The organism is Pseudomonas sp. LABIM340 (assembly GCF_040017195.2).
Lineage (GTDB): Bacteria > Pseudomonadota > Gammaproteobacteria > Pseudomonadales > Pseudomonadaceae > Pseudomonas.
Genome location: NZ_CM200227.1, coordinates 5,674,134 through 5,696,221 on the forward strand (window position 1 = coordinate 5,674,134; position 22,088 = coordinate 5,696,221).

Annotated in this window: 17 protein-coding genes, 1 other RNA gene and 1 riboswitch; of the genes, 10 read left to right on the forward strand and 8 right to left on the reverse strand. The window is 66.6% G+C overall.

What is annotated here, in order from left to right:
- The first annotated feature begins 69 nt into the window (after positions 1 to 69).
- From ABKS89_RS26150 to ssrA, 8 genes are all read left to right on the forward strand, one after another.
- Positions 70 to 2,880 carry an FAD-binding and (Fe-S)-binding domain-containing protein gene (locus ABKS89_RS26150; protein WP_348588215.1) on the forward strand — a complete coding sequence of 937 codons (2,811 nt, stop codon included), beginning with the start codon at positions 70 to 72 and terminating at the stop codon, positions 2,878 to 2,880.
- A gap of 207 nt (positions 2,881 to 3,087) precedes the next feature.
- Positions 3,088 to 3,765, forward strand: a complete 678-nt coding sequence (locus ABKS89_RS26155) for a response regulator (protein WP_138214215.1) — start codon at positions 3,088 to 3,090, stop codon at positions 3,763 to 3,765.
- The gene (locus tag ABKS89_RS26160) at positions 3,762 to 5,165 is read left to right on the forward strand and encodes a sensor histidine kinase (protein WP_348588216.1); all 1,404 of its coding nucleotides are present in this window, start codon (positions 3,762 to 3,764) and stop codon (positions 5,163 to 5,165) included. Before ABKS89_RS26155 ends, ABKS89_RS26160 begins: the two co-directional genes overlap by 4 nt.
- Before the next feature lie 83 nt (positions 5,166 to 5,248).
- Positions 5,249 to 5,515: a PA2433 domain-containing protein gene (locus tag ABKS89_RS26165; RefSeq protein WP_081520678.1), complete on the forward strand. Its 267-nt coding sequence runs from the start codon at positions 5,249 to 5,251 to the stop codon at positions 5,513 to 5,515.
- A 150-nt stretch (positions 5,516 to 5,665) separates the two neighbouring features.
- The gene (locus tag ABKS89_RS26170; protein ID WP_348588218.1) at positions 5,666 to 8,950 is read left to right on the forward strand and encodes an acetyl-CoA carboxylase family protein; all 3,285 of its coding nucleotides are present in this window, start codon (positions 5,666 to 5,668) and stop codon (positions 8,948 to 8,950) included.
- A 37-nt stretch (positions 8,951 to 8,987) separates the two neighbouring features.
- Positions 8,988 to 9,156: riboswitch (yybP-ykoY riboswitch) on the forward strand.
- A gap of 56 nt (positions 9,157 to 9,212) precedes the next feature.
- Positions 9,213 to 10,226, forward strand: coding sequence for a sodium:calcium antiporter (locus tag ABKS89_RS26175; RefSeq protein WP_348588219.1), 1,014 nt, complete (start codon positions 9,213 to 9,215; stop codon positions 10,224 to 10,226).
- Between the two features lie 86 nt (positions 10,227 to 10,312).
- Positions 10,313 to 10,990 (forward strand): type 1 glutamine amidotransferase domain-containing protein, encoded by a 678-nt coding sequence (locus ABKS89_RS26180; RefSeq protein ID WP_138214211.1) that lies wholly within the window; start codon positions 10,313 to 10,315, stop codon positions 10,988 to 10,990.
- Positions 10,991 to 11,064: 74 nt separating this feature from the next.
- Positions 11,065 to 11,422: a transfer-messenger RNA gene (gene ssrA / locus ABKS89_RS26185) on the forward strand.
- 61 nt (positions 11,423 to 11,483) lie between these two features.
- Here ssrA and ABKS89_RS26190 read toward each other — a convergent pair.
- The 4 genes from ABKS89_RS26190 to ABKS89_RS26205 form a co-directional block, all read right to left on the reverse strand.
- The gene (locus ABKS89_RS26190; protein WP_348588220.1) at positions 11,484 to 11,786 is read right to left on the reverse strand and encodes a hypothetical protein; all 303 of its coding nucleotides are present in this window, start codon (positions 11,784 to 11,786) and stop codon (positions 11,484 to 11,486) included.
- A 113-nt stretch (positions 11,787 to 11,899) separates the two neighbouring features.
- A complete protein-coding gene (locus ABKS89_RS26195; protein ID WP_081520087.1) occupies positions 11,900 to 12,571 on the reverse strand; it encodes a YceH family protein in 672 nt (223 codons plus the stop codon).
- 61 nt (positions 12,572 to 12,632) lie between these two features.
- Positions 12,633 to 13,427: a cache domain-containing protein gene (locus ABKS89_RS26200; protein ID WP_242015341.1), complete on the reverse strand. Its 795-nt coding sequence runs from the start codon at positions 13,425 to 13,427 to the stop codon at positions 12,633 to 12,635.
- A gap of 91 nt (positions 13,428 to 13,518) precedes the next feature.
- Complete coding sequence (locus tag ABKS89_RS26205) at positions 13,519 to 14,265, reverse strand: FCD domain-containing protein (protein WP_518300970.1); 747 nt, start codon at positions 14,263 to 14,265, stop codon at positions 13,519 to 13,521.
- Positions 14,266 to 14,574: 309 nt separating this feature from the next.
- Between ABKS89_RS26205 and ABKS89_RS26210 the strand changes: the two genes are divergently transcribed.
- Both ABKS89_RS26210 and ABKS89_RS26215 read left to right on the forward strand, forming a co-directional pair.
- On the forward strand, positions 14,575 to 16,068 hold the full coding sequence (locus ABKS89_RS26210) for an aldehyde dehydrogenase (protein WP_348588222.1): 1,494 nt from the start codon (positions 14,575 to 14,577) through the stop codon (positions 16,066 to 16,068).
- Positions 16,069 to 16,205: 137 nt separating this feature from the next.
- The gene (locus ABKS89_RS26215; protein ID WP_138214200.1) at positions 16,206 to 17,690 is read left to right on the forward strand and encodes an APC family permease; all 1,485 of its coding nucleotides are present in this window, start codon (positions 16,206 to 16,208) and stop codon (positions 17,688 to 17,690) included.
- Between the two features lie 46 nt (positions 17,691 to 17,736).
- Here ABKS89_RS26215 and cysC read toward each other — a convergent pair whose 3' ends face one another.
- The 4 genes from cysC to ABKS89_RS26235 all read right to left on the reverse strand — a co-directional run bounded on the left by cysC (position 17,737) and on the right by ABKS89_RS26235 (position 21,893).
- Positions 17,737 to 18,330 carry an adenylyl-sulfate kinase gene (cysC, locus tag ABKS89_RS26220; protein WP_242015340.1) on the reverse strand — a complete coding sequence of 198 codons (594 nt, stop codon included), beginning with the start codon at positions 18,328 to 18,330 and terminating at the stop codon, positions 17,737 to 17,739.
- Positions 18,331 to 18,514: 184 nt separating this feature from the next.
- A complete protein-coding gene (locus tag ABKS89_RS26225) occupies positions 18,515 to 19,186 on the reverse strand; it encodes a flavin reductase family protein (RefSeq protein WP_348588223.1) in 672 nt (223 codons plus the stop codon).
- 11 nt (positions 19,187 to 19,197) lie between these two features.
- Positions 19,198 to 20,697 carry an amidohydrolase family protein gene (locus ABKS89_RS26230; protein WP_138214198.1) on the reverse strand — a complete coding sequence of 500 codons (1,500 nt, stop codon included), beginning with the start codon at positions 20,695 to 20,697 and terminating at the stop codon, positions 19,198 to 19,200.
- Entirely contained in the window at positions 20,694 to 21,893 is a 1,200-nt protein-coding gene (locus ABKS89_RS26235) for an amidohydrolase family protein (protein WP_348588224.1), read from the reverse strand. The genes ABKS89_RS26230 and ABKS89_RS26235 overlap by 4 nt, the downstream gene beginning before the upstream one ends.
- Positions 21,894 to 22,088: the final 195 nt, after the last annotated feature.

Here is a 22,088-nt window from a genome sequence, read left to right on the forward strand (position 1 = left end):
ACACGAAATACAGCCTGATTGACCGGGGTACTTGGCGCGCCAGACGCCATGGCCCCGCGAGGAGATTGCATGAGCCTGCCCGCCGCGTTCCTCGACACGGTAGAACACCTGATCCCCCGCGAGCGCCGCTTCGACGACCCGCTCTCGACCCTGGCCTTCGGTACCGATGCCAGTTTCTACCGGCTGATCCCCAAGCTGGTGATCCGCGTCGAGAGCGAAGACGAAGTCGCCAGCCTGCTCAAGGCCGCCCACGCCAACCAGGTCGCGGTGACTTTCCGCGCCGCCGGTACCAGCCTCTCCGGCCAGGCCGTGAGCGACTCGGTGCTGCTGGTGCTGGGTGACAACTGGAACGGCCGCGACATCCGCGACGGCGGTACGCAGATTCGCCTGCAGCCCGGCGTCATCGGCGCCCAGGCCAACGCCTGGCTGGCTCCGTTCGGCCGCAAGATCGGCCCGGACCCGGCGTCGATCAACGCCTGCAAGATCGGCGGCATCGTCGCCAACAACGCCAGCGGCATGTGTTGCGGCACCGCGCAGAACAGCTACCACACCCTGGCCGGCATGCGCCTGCTGCTGGCCGACGGCACGCTGCTGGACAGCGAGCTGCCCGACAGCCTCGCGGCTTTCCGCGAAAGCCACGGCACACTGCTCGACCAGCTCGCCGAGCTGGGCCGGCAGACCCGCGCCAACACCGAGCTGGCCGCGAAGATCCGCCACAAGTACCGCCTGAAGAACACCACCGGCCTGTCGCTGAATGCGCTGGTCGACTACGACGAGCCGCTGGATATCCTCACCCACCTGATGGTCGGCTCCGAGGGCACCCTGGGCTTCATCAGCGCGGTCACCTACGACACCGTGCCCGACCACCCGAACAAGGCCAGCGCGCTGATCGTCTTCCCCGACGTGGAGACCTGCTGCAAGGCCGTGACCGTGCTCAAGCAGCAACCGGTGTCCGCCGTGGAACTGCTGGACCGCCGCAGCCTGCGCTCAGTGGAGAACATGCAGGGCATGCCGACGTGGGTGAAGAGCCTCTCCGAAGGCGCCTGCGCGCTGCTCATCGAATCCCGCGCGGCGACCCAGTCGCTGCTGCACGAACAGCTAACGCAGATCAGCGCCTCCATCGCCGCTTACCCAGTGGAGAAACAGGTCGACTTCAGTGAAGACCCGGTGGTCTACAACCAGCTCTGGCGCATCCGCAAGGACACCTTCCCTGCCGTCGGCGCGGTACGCGAAACCGGCACCACGGTGATCATCGAGGACGTCACCTTCCCCGTCGAGCAGCTGGCCGAGGGCGTCAACCGCCTGATCGAGCTGTTCGACAAGCACGGCTACGACGAAGCCATCCTGTTCGGCCACGCGCTGGAAGGGAACCTGCACTTCGTCTTCACCCAGGGTTTCGAATCGCCTGAGCAGATCGCGCGCTACTCGGCCTTCATGGACGACGTCGCGCACCTGGTCGCCGTGGAATACGGCGGCTCGCTCAAGGCCGAGCACGGCACCGGGCGCAACATGGCGCCCTTCGTCGAGCTGGAATGGGGCCACGACGCCTACCAACTGATGTGGCAGTTGAAGCGCCTGCTCGACCCCACCGGCATCCTCAACCCCGGCGTGGTGCTGACCGACGACCCGCAGCTGCACCTGAAGAACCTCAAGCCGCTGCCGGCTGCCGACGAGATCGTCGACAAGTGCATCGAGTGCGGTTTCTGCGAACCGGTCTGCCCGTCCAAGGGGCTGACCCTCAGCCCGCGCCAGCGCATCGTCATGTGGCGCGACATCCAGGCCAAGCGCCGCGCTGGCGTCGACACCACCGAGCTTACGCGCGACTACCAGTACCAGGGCATCGACACTTGCGCTGCCACCGGCCTGTGCGCCCAGCGCTGCCCGGTGAACATCAACACCGGCGAGCTGATCAGGAAGCTGCGCGGCGAGGAGGCACATCACGCTGGCACGGCCACCTGGCTCGCACGCAACTTCGCCACCGCCCTCAAGGGTGCGAAGTTCATGCTGCATGCCGCCAACGGTGCGCGCAGGGTGCTCGGCGCGCCACGCCTGGCTCGCCTCAGCGCTTCCATCAGCCACGCCAGCAAGGGCCGCGTGCCGCAGTGGACGCCGGCTATGCCGCAACCCGTGCGCCTCGCAGCCACATCGCAGCCTGTGGATAACGGCAAGCCGCGCGTCGTCTACCTCACCGCCTGCGTGTCCCGCGCCATGGGCCCGGCGGCGGCGGACGAGGAACAGATGCCGCTGATCGACAAGACCCGCCAGCTGCTGGAAAAAGCTGGCTACCAGGTGGTCTTCCCGGACAACGCCGACAACCTCTGCTGCGGCCAGCCGTTCGCCTCCAAGGGCTACAAGAGCCAAGCCGACGCCAAGCGCGACGAACTGCTCGCCGAATTGCTGCGCGCAAGCCGGGGCGGCCTCGACCCGATCTACTGCGACACCAGCCCCTGCACCCTGCGTCTGGTGCAGGAACTGGCGGATGACCGGCTGAAGATCTACGACCCGGTGAAGTTCATCCGCACCCATCTGGTCGAGCGTCTGGACTTCCAGCCGCAGGACAAGCCGGTGGCCGTGCACGTCACCTGCAGCACCCAACACCTGGGCGAAAGCCAGGCGCTGATCGACCTGGTCAAGCGCTGCACCCGCGAAGTGGTGATCCCCGAGGGCATCCACTGCTGTGGTTTTGCCGGCGACAAGGGCTTCACCACGCCAGAGCTGAACGCGCACTCGCTGCGCACGCTCAAGGACGCGGTGCAGTATTGCGAGGAAGGCGTCTCCACCAGCCGCACCTGCGAGATCGGCCTGTCCGCCCATGGCGGTATCGATTATCGCGGCGTGGTCTATCTGGTGGATCGGGTGACCCGCGCTCGCCCCGCCTGATTGACGCCGGCCCTGCCGGCGGATCGCGGGCGCGGCCCGCTCCTACAGGCTCCGGCTTACGTAGGAGCGGACTCCGTCCGCGATCGCTTTCACCCCACGCCGAAATCGCCGATCCCCTTAACTCCTCGTTAAGCGAGCGCTGTCACCCTCTGCCCTAACCGGATCACGCCAGCTATCCTGCTGCACAGGCCGGTAGAGGGGACCAAGATGAGAATCCTGTTGGCAGAAGACGACCAGCTGCTGGGTGATGGCATTCGCGCGGGGCTCGGTCTGGAAGGCGACACCGTGGACTGGGTGAGCGATGGCGTGGCCGCCGATCAGGCGCTGGCCACCGATGAGTTCGACCTGCTGGTCCTCGACCTCGGGCTGCCGCGCAAGGACGGCCTGGAAGTGCTGCGCAGCCTTCGCCGCCGCGGCGACCTGACCCCCGTGCTGATCCTCACCGCCCGCGACAAGGTGGCCGACCGCGTCGCCGGCCTGGACGCGGGCGCCGATGACTACCTGACCAAACCCTTCGACCTCGACGAACTGCTCGCCCGCGTCCGCGCCCTGACCCGCCGCCACACTGGCCGCGCCGCGCCGCTGCTGCAACACGGCGAACTGGCACTGGACCCGGCCACCCACAAGGTCAGCCTCAGCGGCGAACCGGTGGACCTGGCTCCGCGCGAATACGCGCTGCTGCGCCTGCTGCTGGAACAACGCGGCAAGGTGCTGTCCCGCGCCCGCCTGGTGGAAGCCCTCTACGGCTGGGACGGCGACCTGGAAAGCAACGCCATCGAAGTGCACATCCACCACCTGCGGCGCAAGCTGGGCAACAGCCTGATTCGCACCGTGCGCGGCATCGGCTACGGGATCGACCGCCCCGAAGGCGCCGCACGAGCTTGAGCGGCGCACCCCGCCGCGCCGGCTCCATCAGCCGGCGCCTGCTGCTGACACTGATCGGCGGTGTTTCCCTGCTGTGGCTGGTCGCCGGCCTGTTCACCTACCACCTGACCCGTGAACAGGTGAATCGCCTCTACGACCAGGACATGATCGACTTCGGCCAGGCAGCCCTGAGCCTGATCGATGTCGCCGACGCAATAGACCCGCAGTCCAGTGACGCCATGGAAATCCTCGCGCGCAGCCGCAAGGCCATCGAAGGGCTGCCGTTGATTCGCCGCGAAGCCACGCTCGGCTATGCCGTCTGGTACCACGGCCAACCGCTGCTGGCCACCCACAAGCCCCCCAGGGGAATCGAGGCGCAGCCGCCGGGCTTCTCCGACCTGCTCAGCGGCGGGGTCAACTGGCGCGTGTTGCACATGGCCACGACGGGGACCGACGAGGTGCGCATCTGGGTCTTCGAGGACCTGCACTACCGCCACAAGACCCTGCACCTGCTGCTGTTCAGCGCCCTTTTCCCGTTGCTGCTGGCCCTGCCGCTGTTCGGCGTGCTGGTGTGGTTCGGCGTCCGCCAGGGCCTTGCGCCGTTGCGCGGCCTGATCGAGCAGGTACACCAGCGCGGCGCCCACAGCCTCCACCCGCTGGCCCTGAGCCGCGCACCGGTGGAGGTGCACAGCCTGGTCAACGAACTGAACCTGCTGCTGGAACGTCTGCACTCGGCGATGGAGGCCGAGCGCCGGCTGACCAGCGACGCTGCCCACGAAATCCGTACGCCTTTGGCCAGCCTGCGCACCCACGCCCAGGTGGCGCTGCGCTCTTCCGACCCGGCCGCCCACGCCCACGGACTGCAGCAGGTCAGCCGCAGCGTCGAACGGATCAGCGCGCTGATGGAGCAGATTCTCCTGCTGGCGCGGCTCGATGCCGAAGAGCTACACGAAATCTTCGCCCCGGTGGACCTGCGCCTGCTGGCCGAAGACACCATCGCCGATCTCGCGCCGCAGGCCATCGACAAGCAGATCGAACTGACCCTCGATAGCCAGGAGGTCACGCTGCGCGGCGTCGCGGCGTGGCTCGGACTGATGCTCACCAACCTGGTCGGCAACGCCCTGCGCTACACCCCCGAAGGCGGCCGCGTGGCCGTCAGCCTGGAAAGCGCGAGCGACCGGCTGACCCTCTGGGTGCGTGATAACGGCCCCGGCGTGGCGCCGGCCGAACAGGCGGCGATCTTCACCCGCTTCTACCGCAGCCCCAGCGTCGCCAGCAGCAACGGCAGCGGGCTGGGCCTGCCCATCGTCAAGCGCATCGTGGAAATCCACCACGGACGCATTTCCCTGCACGAAGGGCTGGACGGCGACGGCCTGGGCGTCTGCGTCGAATTGCCGACAACCGCCGAGCCGATTCTCTGAACCCCGCGTAAACCGTGGCAGTCCACCCTGTACGGCCCGCTCGTTCGGTCCGCGACAACGGTCAAGTTGACAGGAGTACTGCCATGAAACGTGCCGCCCTGCTCATTACCGCCGCCCTGCTGGCGTCGCCGGCTTTTGCCGCCGACCTGTGCAGCGACAATCTGCAGAAAGTCGACGACGCGGTGAAAACCGTCACCAACAACACCCAGGCCCAGGAACAGGCCATGCGCCTGCAGGAAAAGGCCGCCCAGGCCCAGGCCGCGGGTGACACCAAGGCCTGCATCGCGCAGACCGAAAAAGCCCTGCAGCTACTGAAGAAGAACGCCGGCGACGGCGGAGCCAACGGGTGATCCCGCACGCGGCGGCCGGCTTCCGGTCGGTCGCCGCTCATAAGGCCCACTAAGCCTGCGCCATTCGCGACGCCGTACTTGATTCCCCGCCCACCTCACCCGCCTAAGATGGTGCGATTCCCGACCACAAGAACCACAACCGGAATCGTCATGCCCGTCACCCGCCTGCTCATCGCCAACCGTGGCGAAATCGCCATCCGCATCGCCCGCGCCGCCGCCGAGCTGGGAATCCAGACGCTGGCGATCTTCGCCGAGGACGACGCCGCCTCGCTGCACACACGCCAGGCCGACCAGGCCGCGGCCCTGAATGGGCGTGGCGCCAGCGCCTACCTCGACAAGCAGCAGATCATCGACATCGCCCTGGCCCAGGGCTGCGACGCGGTGCATCCGGGCTATGGCTTCCTTTCCGAGAACGCCGCCTTTGCCCGCCGCTGCGAAGCCGCCGGGCTGACCTTCGTCGGCCCCTCGGCGGAAGTGCTCGACGTCTTCGGCGACAAGGCCCGCGCCCGCGACCTCGCCCGCGAACATGGCGTGGCGCTGGCCGCCGGCAGCAACAGCGCCACCTCATTGGAAGATGCCGAACGCTTCTTCCGCGAATTGCCCACCGGCGCCGGCATGATGATCAAGGCCCTCGCTGGCGGCGGTGGGCGCGGCATGCGCGCGGTGCGCAGCGTCGAGGAGATCGCCGACGCCTACGCCCGCTGCCAGGCAGAGGCCCGCGCGGCCTTCGGCGATGACCGGCTCTACGTCGAACGTCTGATCCAGCGCGCCCGCCACATCGAGGTGCAGGTGATCGGCGACGGCCGCGTCGTCAGCCACCTCGGGGAGCGCGACTGCACCCTGCAGCGGCGCAACCAGAAGCTGCTGGAGATCGCCCCCAGCCCCAACCTGCACCCCCGCCTGCGTGGCGCCATCCTCGCCGCTGCCGTGCGCCTCGCCGAAGCGGTGAACTATCGCGGCCTGGGCACCTTCGAATTCCTGCTGGACGAAGACAGCGGCGACTTCGTGTTCATGGAAGCCAACCCGCGCCTGCAGGTCGAACACACCATCACCGAAGCGGTGACCGGCATCGACCTGGTCCAGGCGCAACTGCGTATCGCCGCGGGCGCCAGCCTCGCCGAGCTGAACCTGACCCAGGCAGAGATTCCCGCGCCGCGCGGCCACGCCCTGCAACTGCGGATCAACCTGGAAACCCTCGCCAGCGACGGCACGCCCCATCTCGCTTGCGGCACCTTGAGCGCCTACGAGCCGCCCAGCGGCCCCGGCCTGCGCGTGGATGGCTACGGCTACGCCGGCTACCGCAACAGCGCCGGCTACGACTCGCTGCTGGCCAAGCTGATCGTCCACGGCAACGGCGGTTATCCACAGCTAGTGCAGCGCGCCTATCGCGCGCTCTGCGAGTTCCGCCTGGAAGGCGTGGCGAGCAACATCCCGCTGCTGCTCAATCTGCTGCGCCAGGGCGCGGTGGCCGACAACCAGGTCACCACCCGCTACATCGAAGAACACCTGCCCACCCTGCTCGGTGCACAGGATCACGCGCACCCACATCGCTTCTTCAGCCATGCCGGCGCAACCACACAAGCCCAGCGCAGCAGCGAAGCGCCGGCCGGCTGCATTCCGCTCGCCACACCCAGTGCGGGTGTGCTGGTCAGCCTGAACGTGGCGACTGGCGACGCCGTTGCCCAGGGCCAGACCATCGCCGTGGTCGAGGCGATGAAGATGGAGTTCGAGGTGAAGGCCAGTGCCAGCGGCATCGTCCATAGCCTCGCCGCCACGCCCGGCGACAGCCTCGGCGAAGGCGACGCGCTGCTGTTCGTCGAGCCGGCGGACATCCAGGCGCAGAACAATGAAAACAGCGCCGCCATCGATCTCGACGCCATCCGCGCCGACCTCGCCGAAGTGCTCGAACGCCACGCCATCGGCCTCGACGAGCGCCGCCCGGACGCCGTCGCCAAGCGCCACCGGATCGGCAAGCGCACCACCCGCGAAAACCTCGCCGACCTGCTCGATGACGGCAGTTTCATCGAGTACGGCGCCCTGGCCATCGCCGCCCAGCGCCGTCGCCGCAGCGTCGAGGAACTGATCGCCAGCAGCCCGGCCGACGGTCTGGTCAGCGGGCTGGGCAGCATCAACGCCGCGCAGTTCGGCGACGAGAAGGCCCGCTGCCTGGTGCTGGCCTACGACTACACGGTGTTCGCCGGCACCCAGGGCGTGATGAACCACAAGAAGACCGACCGCATGCTGCACCTTGCCGAGCAGTGGCGCATCCCGCTGGTGCTCTACGCGGAAGGTGGCGGCGGGCGGCCGGGCGACACCGATTTCGTCGGCGTGGCCGGGCTGGACAACATGAGCTTCGTCGGCCTCGCGCGGCTCTCCGGGCTGGTGCCGCTGGTGGGCGTGGTCTCCGGTCGCTGCTTCGCCGGCAACGCTGCGCTGCTGGGCTGCTGCGACGTGATCATCGCCACCCGCGATACCAGCCTGGGGATGGCCGGCCCGGCGATGATCGAGGGCGGCGGCCTGGGCAAGTTCGCCCCCGAGGAAGTTGGCCCCAGCGACGTGCAGAGCGCCAATGGCGTGATCGACGTACTGGTGGAAGACGAGGTCGAAGCCACCCGCATCGCCCGCCAGTACCTCGCCTACTTCCAGGGCGACAGCGCCGACTGGCAATGCGCCGACCAGCGCCTGCTGCGCCACGCGGTGCCGGAGAATCGCCTGCGCGTCTACGACATCCGCCAGGTCATCGAGCAACTGGCCGACAGCGGCTCGGTGCTGGAACTGCGCCGGCACTTCGCCGCCGGGATGGCCACCGCGCTGGTGCGCATCGAAGGCAAACCCTTCGGCCTGATCGCCAACAACCCCATGCACCTGGGCGGCGCCATCGATGCCGAGGCCGGCGACAAGGCCGCACGCTTCATGCAGCTGTGCGACGCCTTTGACCTGCCGATCATTTCGCTGTGCGACACCCCCGGCTTCATGGTCGGTCCGGAAGCAGAGAAGACCGGCACCGTGCGCCACGTCTCACGCATGTTCGTCACTGCCGCCAGCCTCAGCGTGCCGTTCTTCACCGTGGTCCTGCGCAAGGGCTACGGCCTGGGCGCGCAGGCCATGGCCGCCGGCAGCTTCCACGCTGCGCTGTTCACGGTCGCATGGCCCAGTGGCGAGTTCGGTGCCATGGGGCTGGAAGGGGCGATCCGCCTCGGTTACGCCAAGGAGCTGGCTGCCATCGAGGACGCGCAGGAACGGCAGAAGCTGTTCGACAAGCTGGTCGCCGCCGCCTACCGCAACGGCAAGGGGCTGAACATGGCGAGCTACCTGGAGATCGACGACGTCATCGACCCGGCCGACACCCGCCGCTGGCTGCTGCGCGGCCTGGCATCGACGCCAAAGCCCGCACCGCGCCAGGGGAAAAAGCGTCCACTGATCGATACCTGGTAACCCATGGGTTGAGCTGCTCGCCCGATCCGTTAGAATGCGCGGCGTCATTGGGGAGTAGCCGACCGTTCGACGAACGGGGGCGACGTCAACACACTTGGCCCACAGGCCATGGCGTCGTCAGCAGCTTTGCCTGGCAAGACCTTTGACCACGTGATCTCCGCAACGGCCGGGGAGATGCGTGGTCATGGGTACTTACACCGGCCGGGAGCTTCACCGTGATGCACCACCCCACCCTTCGCTCCATCCCTCTGGAGCTGCGCGCATGCTGACCTTCATCCTCGAACTGCTCGGCATGCTGCTGGTGATCCTGATCGCCGCCGAACTCTTCACCAACGCGCTGGAACATTTCGGCGAGCGCCTGGGTATCTCCGAAGGCGTTACCGGTTCGCTGTTCGCCGCCATCGGCACCGCCCTGCCGGAAACCCTGATTCCTCTGCTGGCCCTGTTCGCCGGTACCAGCAACGTCAACCTCAATGAGGAAGTCGGCGTCGGCGCGATCCTCGGCGCACCGCTGATGCTTTCCACCTTGTCCACCTGCCTGATGGCGCTCGCCGCCTGGCGCGCTCGCGGCCTGTTCGGGCGCATCCGTCCCGAGCGCACGGGCATGCAGCGCGACCTGAACTTCTTCCTGGTCGCCTTCAGCTTCGCCACCATCGCCATGTTCGTCCCGGCTGAACTGCACTCCGTACGCGTCGCCCTCAGCGTACTGCTGGTGCTCACCTATATCGGCTACATCACGCTGACTATCCGCGCCTCGCAAAGCCTGGTGGAAGACGGCCACGGCACCGAAGCCGACCACCACATGTACCTGTCGCGCATCGGCCTGCCGACCAACCTCGTCACCATCCTGCTGCAGCTGCTGCTGGGCCTGGCGCTGCTGGTGCTGGGCGCCAAGGGCTTCATCCATGGCGTGGAAGGCCTGTCGCACATCCTGGGGATTTCCGCGCTGCTGCTGTCGCTGCTGATCATCCCCATCGCCACCGAACTGCCGGAGAAGATCAACAGCATCCTCTGGGTACGCCGCGGCAAGGACACCCTGGCCTTCGGCAACATCAGCGGCGCCATGGTCTTCCAGGGCACCCTGCTACCCGCCATCGGCATCCTGCTCACGCCCTGGCAGCCGCGTATCGAAGTGCTCACCGGCGTGCTGGTCACTCTCGGCGCTGCACTCTGGCTGCGGATCAACGCCCAGCGCGGCGGCGGCCTGCCGATCTGGGTACTGATGCTCAACGGCGTGCTGTACGCCGCCTATCTGGGTATCACCCTGTCGCGCTGACGCAGACGGCTCATTGCCTACACTGACAGTCCGGGCTGCCGTTTCGGCGGCAGCCGCACGACTAGCGATACGCCGAAGGAGTGAGCATGAAAATCCTGGTAGTCCTGACCTCCCACGACCAGCTCGGCAGCACCGGCAAGAAAACCGGCTTCTGGCTCGAGGAGTTCGCCGCGCCCTACTACGTGTTCAAGGATGCCGGCGCCAGCCTGACCCTGGCCTCGCCCAAGGGCGGCCAGCCGCCGCTCGACCCCAAGAGCGACGAGGAAGGCGCACAGACCCCGGCCACCCTGCGCTTCCGCCAGGACGGCGACGCCCAGGCCGCGCTGGCCAGCACCGTGAAGCTCAGCGAAGTGAAGGCCGATGACTACGACGCCGTGTTCTACCCCGGCGGCCACGGCCCGCTCTGGGACCTGGCCGAGGACCGCACCTCGGTGGCGCTGATCGAAGCCTTCCACTCCAGCGGCAAGACCGTCTCCGCCGTGTGCCACGCCCCGGCCGTGTTCCGTCACCCGCGCGGGCTCGACGGCCGGCCGCTGGTACAGGGCCGGCACGTCACCGGCTTCTCCAACAGCGAGGAGGACGCTGTCGGCCTCACCGACGTGGTGCCCTTCCTCGTCCAGGACATGCTCAAGGCCAACGGCGCCCGCTACAGCAAGGGCCCGGACTGGCAGAGCCACGTCGAGGTGGACCGCGGCCTGATCACCGGGCAGAACCCCGCGTCCTCCGAGGCCGTGGCCGAAGCCGTGCTGAAATTCCTGAGCTGACAACGGCTTGCGCCGCCCCGGGTGGCTATCGGGGCGGCTTTCCCGTAGAATGGATCTCGACCTTGACAGGTTTTGGGGCCGATTAGGATTCGACGCCGGTAACAAAACTCTAGGGGCATGCCGAGTAGGTGACAGTTCTCGTAAATCAGCTGCCACAACTTTATAGTTGCCAACGACGACAACTACGCCCTAGCAGCCTAAGTGCCGCTAGCAGACCCTAGGGGATGCCTGTAAACCCGAAGATTAGGTCTGTCATATAGAACAGGATCGCCGCCAAGTTCGCTGTAGACGTAACGGCTAAAACTCATACAGCTCGCTCCAAGCGCCCTGCCACTCGGGCCGCAAGGAGTTAACCTAATAGAGATGGCTAAGCATGTAGAACCGACAGCGGAGAACTGGCGGACGGGGGTTCAAATCCCCCCGGCTCCACCAAATCCAAAGATAAAGGCGCTGAGCCTCAAGCCCAGCGCCTTTTTTCTTGCCCGCGATTTGCCTAGAGCGTCAGGAACCCCAGCCGTGGCATCAGCGGTTCGGCCTGCTCTTCCACTACCCTTTCCACGCACGGTTTGCGCAGGCGCAGGCGTTCGGCGTTGCACAGCAGTGGGCCGTCCTCGTCGGCGGCGCCGAAGGGATCGTCGATCAGCACGCCCTTGATCAGTCCCTGCCGGAACAGTTCGCGGATGGCGAAAAGGTTGGCTTCGCGGGGGCCGGCAAGATCGGCGATGGATTTGAAGTCGGTTTCCGTGAGCTGGCTGAGCACGGCGCTCAGCTGGGCCTGGGAGGGTTTGCGACTCATGGGGTACTCCGGGATGAAGCGGGGGCAAGCATGACTATCGGGGACAAATGTTAACGCTGTATTAGCAGGCGAGCAGGCCGACCTTGGTCGGCCTGTCGGAGGAATCTTCCGACTCAGTCTCGGGAGATGCCCATTTCCAATAGCGCGAGGCGCTCTTCAAGAGCCGCAATACGGCCTTCCAGTTCGACCAGACGGCCTTCGTCATGACCACCACCATCGCTGCGCTCGCTGGAGGCACGGCTACCGCTGGCGGCAATGGCAGCCTCGCGGTCTTCCTCGGTGCCCAGCAGGTGCATGTAGCGATCCTCACGCTGGCCGCTCAGGCGCTCCAACTGAAGGGCCATGCCACGGCCAGCGAGGCGCTCGAGCTGGTGACGGACTTCCTCGGTGTCGTCGAAGTCGTGCATGCGCTGGCTGCGGGTGAGCAGTTCGTTGAGGGTCTGCGGGCCGCGCAGGAACAGCAGGCCGAGCAGGATGACCTGTGGTTTGACCAGTTCCAGCGCCTTGTCCAGCCGCTGCTCCCAGCGGTCGGCACGGCTGCCCATCACCAGGCGGGTCATTTCACGCCCTTCCAGATGACGCAGGGACTGGCCAACTTGACCGGGCGTGAGGTTCATCACCGGGTCGCGACTGGTCTTCTGGTTGCACGCGGTGACCAGTGCGTTGAGGGTCAGCGGGTAGGCTTCGGGGGTGGTGAGCTGCTTTTCGATCAGGCACCCGAGAACGCGGGCATCCGTTGCACTCAGGGGTTCGAAGTCGGAGAGGGTGTCGAGCGACTGGCTCATGGCGGTATCCGTCGATGAGGGAACCGCCCTAGCCTAGCCGTTTACGCAGCGTTTGGCAGCCTCAGGCGGCACCGGCAAGACGGCGGTTCAACGGTCGTTCAATGACCGCCCAGTGCGAGAAGGACGCCGCCAGCTCCTGCTCGCGCCCCTGCGCATCGCGCCCCAGTGTGCGTCGGGCAAGGTCGCCGGTGAACCAGTTGGCGGTGTTGGCTGCGACAACTCGCCCTTCGCCATTCACCACCAGGGCCTCATGGCCCATCTGCATCAGGCTGCCCAGCAGCACGCCCTCGAACTCGTGCAACGCGATGTCGGCGGCGGCGACACCGATAAAGCGGCCGTCCACCTGGATCGGCACGGAGAAGGCGAGGATGTACAGGTCGGTGCCGTAGAGGTCGACGAAGGGCCCGACCACCGAGGGCTGGCCGCTGGCGCGCGGGCGGGAGAACCACGGCATGTTGAGGTAGTTGTAGAAGCTCTCGCTGCGCCGGTTGAAGTTCAGGCTCATGGGCACGACCTTGTCGCCACGGCCGTGGTACCACCACTCCAGGTACATTTCCTGGTCCGCCAGCTCGCCCGGCTCGATCACCACGCCGGTGCCGTGCAGGCGCGTGCCGTCATCGGTGAGGTCGTGCTGGATACGCGGGCGCAGGGCGCCAAGGTCCTTCGAGGACGGGCGTTTGCCCTCCTCCGCCAGCGTGCGCCAGATCGCCACGACCTCGCCGGCCAGCTCGTCGAGGCGCTGGAAAACGTTACGGATGGAAGCGTCGATGCGCTGGGCGCAGCGCTGGAGTTCATCCGTGGGTTGTTCGCTGGACATGACCGGGGCCTCGCTGTTCTTGTCGTTGTTCTTGCTCAAGGGCGGGCCAGAGAGGCTCGCAAAGTCGGATCAGAAAGTCAGTCAATGCGCTCGCTCGACCGCGCCGTGAAAGCAGCAAGCGCTGTGCCAGTCAGCCGTCTTCGGCCAGCAGGCTCAGGCGCAGGTTGATCAGCCGCTTGATGCCACGGGTGACGTGGGCCTCGGCCAGCGCGCCGGCCAGGTTCGAATCACCGGCGCTGATCGCTTCGAGGATCGCGCGGTGCTCCTGCTCGATGGCTGCGGCGCCCGGGAAGCCTTCCACCGGCAGCCACAGCCATTCGCCGATTTCCGCCTGCAGGCGCGTCTCCGCGTGGGTCAGGCGCACGGACTGGGCGGCGACGGCGATTTCGATATGGAAGCGCGCATCGGCACGGCGCTGTTCCTGCCGGGTGGTGGCGCCCGCCAAAGCATCGAGGTATTGGGCGATGCGCGCCTGCTCATCGGAGGTGGAGCGCTGCGCGGCGAGGCGCGCGGCAGCGCCGGCGATGGCGACATGCTCGTCGCCCAGATCGCGCAGCTCCAGCGCACTCATCTGGCGCAGCTGCCCCAGCAGGGCGTCCTCGGACGTGTGCTGCGGCGAGCAGACGAAACTGCCGCCGTTACGCCCGCGCCGGGTCTCGATCACGCCGCGTTCGCGCAGCTCCGCCAGGGCATCGCGCAGGGTCACGGTGGCGACGCCGAATTGCATCGCCAGCTCGCTTTCGCTGGGCAGTTGCTCGCCTTCGGCGTAGAGGCCGAGGTCGACCATTTCCACCAGTCGGCGCGCGACTTCCTCGGTGCGCCCTTCCTGGCGCAGACGCATGAAACTGGCGGGGCGGACTTTCCTGAATTCGTTCATAGGCAGCAGTGCGAGGCGCGCGGAGGCGTCCTGCGCGAAATATTCCTGTTCTGGCGATCTGTTCTGGCGTCGAGGGCGAAGTCTACCGGCAAGACCGGCTGCGGCTTCGCGCAAAACTATGTCTCCATATTTTTAAATCGCTTTCCGGACTTTCAGCAAGGCCTTTTGCCACGAAAACCCCTTTAAGACGCTCATTTTTCGACCTGTATTGGCAACGGGAAAAACATAAGATATGGTTTCAAATGTATTTGCCAGCGACGGTCCGCAGGCCGTCTCCGCCAACAACAGGAAGAACGAGGAGCGATACGCATGAGCCAGCCAACCCGCGCCGAATGGGAAGCCCGCGCCAAGGCCCTGAAGATCGAGGGCCGCGCCTTCATCCAGGGCGAGTACCTTGCCGCCGCCTCCGGCGAAACCTTCGACTGCATCAGCCCGGTGGACGGCCGCCTGCTGGCCAAGGTCGCCAGCTGCGGCGACGCCGACGCCGAGCGCGCCGTGCAGAGCGCCCGCAGCACCTTCGATTCCGGCGTCTGGTCGCGTGAAGCGCCGGCCACCCGCAAGGTCGTGATGATCCGCTTTGCCGCCCTGCTGGAAGAGCACGCCGAGGAGCTGGCGCTGCTGGAAACCCTGGACATGGGCAAACCCATCGGCGATTCGCTGAACGTCGATCTGCCGGGCGCCGCCGACTCCCTGCGCTGGAGTGGCGAGGCCATCGACAAGGTCTACGACGAAGTGGCCGCCACCTCCCATGACCAGCTAGGCCTGGTCACCCGCGAGCCGGTGGGCGTGGTCGCCGCCATCGTGCCGTGGAACTTCCCGCTGATGATGGCCGCCTGGAAACTCGGCCCGGCACTGGCCACCGGCAACTCGGTGATCCTCAAGCCGTCCGAGCGCTCGCCGCTGACCGCCATCCGCATCGCCCAGCTGGCCATCGAAGCGGGCATTCCCGCCGGCGTGCTGAACGTGCTGCCGGGCTACGGCCACACCGTCGGCAAGGCCCTGGCGCTGCATATGGACGTGGATACCGCGGTGTTCACCGGCTCCACCAAGATCGCCAAGCAACTGATGGTCTACGCCGGCGAATCGAACATGAAGCGCGTCTGGCTGGAAGCCGGCGGCAAGAGCCCGAACATCGTCTTCGAGGATGCGCCTGACCTGCAGGCCGCCGCTGAATCCGCTGCCGCCGCCATCGCCTTCAACCAGGGCGAAGTGTGCACCGCCGGCTCGCGCCTGCTGGTGCAGAAGTCGATCAAGGCGAAATTCCTGCCGCTGGTGGTCGAGGCCCTCAAGGGCTGGAAGGCCGGCCACCCGCTGGACCCGGAAACCAACGTCGGCGCACTGGTCGATGGCCGCCAGCTGGAGCAGGTGCTGGGCTACATCCAGGCCGGCCAGGACGAAGGCGCGAAGATCCTCACCGGCGGCAAGCGCGTGCTGGAGGAAACCGGCGGCACCTACGTCGAGCCGACCCTGTTCGACGGCGTGAGCAACGCGATGAAGATCGCCCGCGAGGAAATCTTCGGACCGGTGCTCTCGGTCATCGAGTTCGAGGACGCCGACGAAGCGATCCGCATCGCCAACGACACCCAGTACGGGCTGGCGGCGGCAGTCTGGACCCGCGACATCTCCAAGGCCCACCTCACCGCCCGCGCCCTGCGCGCCGGCAGCGTGTGGGTGAACATGTACGACGGCGGCGACATGACCGCGCCCTTCGGCGGCTTCAAGCAGTCGGGCAACGGTCGCGACAAGTCGCTGCACGCCTTCGACAAGTACACCGAGCTGAAGGCGACCTGGATCAAGCTGTAATCCGGCGAGAACCAGCGACAAGAGAGGTTTGGAGCAAGACGGCGCGCGGCTGAACCCGCGCGCCGAACAATAACAACAACGCTTTCCGTTGCACCCGATTGGCTGCCGACGCGAAAACCTCAGACAGGACACCCACGATGAACAGCTCGATCCAGCCAGGCGCCGCCCTGGACCGCGACGCGGAGCAACTCCGCGCGCTGGGCTACACCTCCAATTTTGAACGCAGCATGACCCTCTGGCAGAACTTCGCCCTGGGCTTCACCTACCTCTCGCCGGTGGTCGGCGTGTACACCCTGTTCGGCCTGTGCCTGGCCGCCGGGGGCCCGCCGATGTTCTGGTCCTACCTGCTGGTGGGCATCGGGCAGATGCTGGTGTGCCTGATCTTCTGCGAGGTCGTCTCGCAGTTCCCCATCTCCGGCGGCGTCTACCCCTGGGCCCGACGCCTGGTGGGCAAGCGCTGGGCCTGGATGGTCGGCTGGATCTACTCGGTGTCGCTGTGCGTGACCATCGCTGCCGTGGCCCTGGGGGCCGGCCCGTACATCGCCACATTGCTCGGCTTCGAATCCACCCCGGTGACCAACACCCTCGTCGCCCTGGCACTGACGGTGATCGCCACCCTGCTCAACCTGTCCGGCACCAAGCTGCTGGCCCGCGTGGCGATGTTCGGCTTCATCTGCGAGCTGCTGGGCGCGCTGGTGATCGGCACCTACCTGCTGATCTTCGAACGCCACCAGCCCTTCTCGGTGCTGTTCAACACCTTCGACATCCGCATCGACGGCAGCTACTGGCCCGCCTTCCTCACCGCCTCGCTGGCCGGCATGTTCCTCTACTACGGCTTCGAGGCCTGCGGTGACGTCGCCGAGGAAACCCCGAACCCCAGCCGGCGGATTCCCAAGGCCATGCGCATGACCATCTGGATTGGCGGCGGCGCTGCCATCTTCGCTGCCCTGGCGCTGATCCTCGCGGTACCGGACATGGCTGCAGTGATCTCCGGCGCGGATAAAGACCCGATGACCACCATCCTCGACAACGCCTTCGGTGTAACCGGTGCGCGCCTGGTGATGGCGGTGATCATCGTCTCGTTCGTCTCCTGCGTGCTCAGCCTGCAGGCCGCCGCCAGCCGCCTGCTGTACTCCTACGCCCGCGACGAGATGGTGATGGGCAGCGGCCTGCTCAAGCGCCTGTCGCCCAACACCCACGTGCCGGTGGCTGCGCTGATCGCCTGCGGCGTAATCCCGTCCGTGATCGTCTGCGCCGGCTTCTACCTGCAGAACGCCATCGCCATGGTGGTGAGCTTCGCTGCCATCGGTATCTACCTGTCGTTCCAGATGATCGTCGGCGGCGCCCTGTTCGCCCGCCTGCGCGGCTGGAAGCCGAGCGGTGCCTTCACCCTGGGCAACTGGGGGTGGATCGTGAACGTCCTGGCGCTGACCTACGGCGTGCTGGCGATCATCAACATGTCCTGGCCGCGCACGCCGGATGCGCCCTGGTACCTGAACTACGGGATCATCCTGGTGGGCGGCATCGTGATCCTGCTGGGCCTGGCCTACATGACCCTGTTCCGCCCGTACGACAAGGGCACCGCTCCCCACGGGGATGCGTGGAAGCTGCATCAGCAGTAAGCGTTCGAAGCGAAACGAAAACGCCCGGTAGGATGCCGGGCGTTTTTTATGGCGTGCAGTGTTCGAGCAATCGCCGCACGGACTCCTGCAGTGGTTCCCAGCTGGTATCGACCACGACCTCCGGCTGGAGCGGCACCTCATAGGGTGAATCGAGGCCGGTGAACTCACGAATGAGCCCCCGTCTTGCCTTGCCGTAAAGGCCCTTGGGATCTCGCTGCTCACAGAAGGCGAGCGGCGTGGCGACATGGACTTCGATGAATTGCCCTGGGCCGAACTGCGCCCGCAGGAGCTCCCGGTCGCGCTGGTAGGGCGAAATGAAGGCACAGAGAACGATCAGCCCGGCATCCACCATGAGCTTTGCCGCTTCTCCGGCTCGACGGACATTCTCCGCCCGGTCTGCTTCGCTCATGCCGAGGTCCCGGCAAAGGCCGTGACGCACATTGTCGCCATCGAGCAGACAGGTTTTCACTCCCGCGTCGTGCAGGGCAAAGTCGAGTGCATTGGCGAGCGTCGACTTTCCCGCCCCCGAGAGACCGGTAAACCAGATGCACGCACCGCGTTGCTGCATCAAGTCCGCACGCATCTGCGGTGTCACCTTCTGCTCGTGCCAAAGGACCTCGCGGCTCGGGGCCATCGACATGTCTACCTACTCATTCCGGAAAAAATGAAGAGACTGACGAACTCGGCAGAAGGTTCCAATGCGCCGATTCCCAAACCGCTGAACGGTATTTCCGACTTGCGAACAGGAGCACAAGTCCAACGAAGAAACCGCCCACAGCAGCTGACGTGGTGGGGCGCGCCTGACGGAGCGAACCGTTTGTCGGTCAGGCAAGCTCCTCGGACTGCGCCCAAAGGCGCTCTCCCGCGCCGGGCGTTTCCATCCACTGCTTCAGCGAACGCGTCGGCAGGTCGAAGTACTCCCGCGTGCGTGAGTAGCCGTGCCCGCCCATACGCCCGATGGCGTCGAGACCGAGTTGGTCGATGTAGAGCGTGGCCGGGTCGATCAGGTCGTCGCGCACGTGGGCCATCAGCACTTCTCCGAGGATGATCTCCCGCGACTGGCCGATGGACAGCGCCATCATCCGCCGACACTCCAGAGCCACCGGCGCCTCGCCGATGCGCGGGCAGCCAACGCGGGTGCCGGGGATGGCGGTGAGGCCGGCGGCGACCAACTCGTCGAAGCCCGGCTCGAAGGGCACGGCGCAGACGTTCATGGCTTCCACCAGCGCGTCGGAGACTATGTTGACGGTGAATTCCTGGTTCTGCCGGATGTTCAGCGTGGTGTCCTTGGGGCTCAGGTCGCTGTAGTTCTCCACGCCCAGGGCGAGGATCGGCGGGTCGGCCGAGAGGGCGTTGAAGAAGCTGAAGGGCGCGGCATTGGCGCGACCCTCAGCGTCGATGGTGGTGACCAGGGCGATGGGCCGGGGCACCACGCTGCCAATAAGGATCTTGTATTTCTCGCGGGCGGAGAGCCGCTGGAAGTCGAAGCTGAGCATGGGGTGATCCTTCACGGGGCCGTTGGTGCATGCGCGTCGAGCAGCGGCGCGTCGGCGCTGTACGAGTCGGCAAAGGGAATCGCGGAACGGAACAGCGTGCGCCACGGCGGGTTGCCGAAGGCTCGCTCGGCGTGGTGCTGCATCTGTTTCTGGAACAGTGCGTCGGCGCGGTGTTGCAGGTCGGCGTAATCGACGCCGATCACCTGGCCGCCCTGCATCACGCTGCGCCCGTCGATGAAGCTGGCAATGCAGTCGTCGCCGCGGCCAGCGGTGAACAGGTTTTTCAACGGGTCGAAGAACGGCCCCTGATGGAAGTCGCCGAGGCGGAACACCGTGATGTCCGCGCGGGCGCCGACGGCGAGGCGGCCAAGATCGTCGCGGCCCAGCGCCTGGGCGCCGCCGAGGGTGGCGGCGTTGTAGAGATCGAGCATGCGCGTATGCTCGGCATCGCCTTCCTTCACCCGCGCGATATTCAGGCCCTGGCGCAGGTTGTCGAGCATGTCCGCCGGGAAGGTGTCGGTACCCATGGCGAGATTGATGCCGCGTGCGCGGTAGGCACCGAACGAGTCCAGCGCATCGCCTTCGCGGGCGAACACCACCGGGCAATGCACCAGGCTAGCGCCGGTATCCGCGAGGCGCTGCAACTCGTGCTCGCCGCTGTGCAGGATGCCGTGGGGCAGCACGCTGCGCGGGTTGAGCAGGCCGTAGCTGTCGAGCCACTGCAGAGAGGAGGTGTCGCACAGGCGGCGCACCAGCTCCACCTCGTAGCGCGACTGGCAACAGTGCAGGCGCAGCGGCGCGTTCAGTTCGCGCTGCACGGCGGCGGTACGCTCAAGCAACGCCGGCGTGCAGGTTTCGATGCGATCCGGCAGCAGCGCGCCGCGCACCAGGCCGTCGTGGGCGCCGTCGAAATCGCGGAAGAAGCGCTCGGCTTCCTTCAGTCCGGCAAGACCGGCTGCTTCGTCCCAGTGCTGTGCGGAGCTGCCGTCGGCGCGGGCGTAGGTCATGCCACTCATGTAGCAAGGGCCAAGGTAGGTGCGCAGGCCAAGCTTGCCGGATAGCGCGGCGACCCCGGCAAATTCGTCGTAGTGCTCGGCCCAGCGCCGGTAGTACATCGAGGTGATCGGCATGGCGGTGGTGATGCCGTTGCGGATCAGCTGGGTGAAGGCATAGCGGTACTTGAACAGTTCCTCGTCCGGACTGTAGCACTCGCTCGGCCCGGCACGCAGGTAGTCTTCGGACCACACGCGCCCCATGTTCCACTCGGCGCCGTTGTCCAGGGTGAGCACCGTGGAGTCGAGATCGCCGAGTGCGTCGAGGTCGATGAAGCCGGGGCCGATCAGCGCGTGACCGTAGTCGATCCACTGGCTGACTTCACCGAGGAAACCACGGCCGACGAAGACAATTTTCCCGCCCTCGAACACCACTTCGCCGTGGCGCCAGAGCACGTGCTGCTTGCCGTCGAAGCCAACCACGAAGCTGGCTTTCAGGCCGATGCGGGGCGTGCTCACAGGCGCGACTCCACCAGGCGACCCTGCTCGGCGATCAGCTTGCCGGCCTTGAACACCTGGCGCTGCGCTGGGCGCGCAACCACGGCTTCACCGAGGGTTTCGACTGGCAGCAGGAGGAAGTCCGCCGGCGCGCCCACGTCAATACGCGCCGGCTCGCGACCCAGTGCGCGAGCACCGTTGTCGGTAGCGGCGACGAAGGCGGCGGCAAGGTCGTCGTCCTTGCACAGGTCGAAGCGGAAGGCGAGGAACATGGCGCGTTCGAGCATGTCGCCGTTGCCCATCGGCGACCAGGCATCGCGGATGCCGTCGCTGCCCAGGCACAGGTTCACGCCGGCGTCGCGCAGGGCGAGGAACGGCGGCACCGGGGTGTCGGCCGGTGCGGAACTCATCAGGGAAATGCCCAGTTCGGAGAGTCGCTCGGCCAGCGGCTCGACCTGCTCCCAGGGCGTCATGCCCAGGCAGTAGGCGTGACTGATCATCACCTTGCCCTGCAGGCCGTGGCGCTCGGTGTAGTCGGCGATGCGGGCGATCTGCCAGAGGCCCAGCTCGCCCTTGTCGTGCAGGTGAATATCCACGCCACGGCCGAACTCAACCGCCAAGCCGAAGACGATATCGAGCTGGGCAATGGGGTCGTCATCGATGCCGCAGGGGTCGAGCCCACCGACGTTCTCCACGCCCAGCGCCAGCGCCTCGCGCATCAGTTCGGCGGTGCCGGGGCGACTGACCAGACCAGTCTGCGGAAAGACTACGAACTCCATGTCGATCAGGTCCGCATAGCGCTCGCGCAGCGCCTGCATCGCGACCACGTGGCGCAGGCCCAGCTCGGGGTCGATATCCACGTGGCAACGGAAGGTCAGCGAGCCACGGGCGATGCACTGCTCCAACAGCGCGCTGGCGCGGGAGGCGATGGGGGCTTCGATCTCACGCAGTACGCGGCGCTCGTTGGCGATGTAGTCCTTGAGCGTGGGGCCGGCGCTGTTGGGGCGCCAGGGTTGGCCCCAGAGGGTCTTGTCCAGGTGGCAGTGGCTTTCCACCAGCGGCGGCAGTAGGAGCTGGCCGGCGCCGTCGATGTCGCCTGCCTGCGGCGCTGCATTACTGGCCGGGCGGCGCTCGGCGATGCGGCCGTCACGGATGAGGAAGTCTTCCGCTGCGTTACCCAGCGGACGAATGTTGCGCAGCCAGTAGCTGTCGGTCATGGGGACCTCGAATCCAGAGAAGAACGTAGGGCGAATAACTGCTTGCAGTTATCCGCCGATGAGCATGATGACGGTGAGTCGGTGCCAACGCCCTCCCCTCACCCCAGCCCTCTCCCGGAGGGAGAGGGGGCAGTGCGTGCCGGCTGATGCCAAGGTTTCATCCTGCACCGCCCGGTCCCCTCTCCTGCTTGAGGA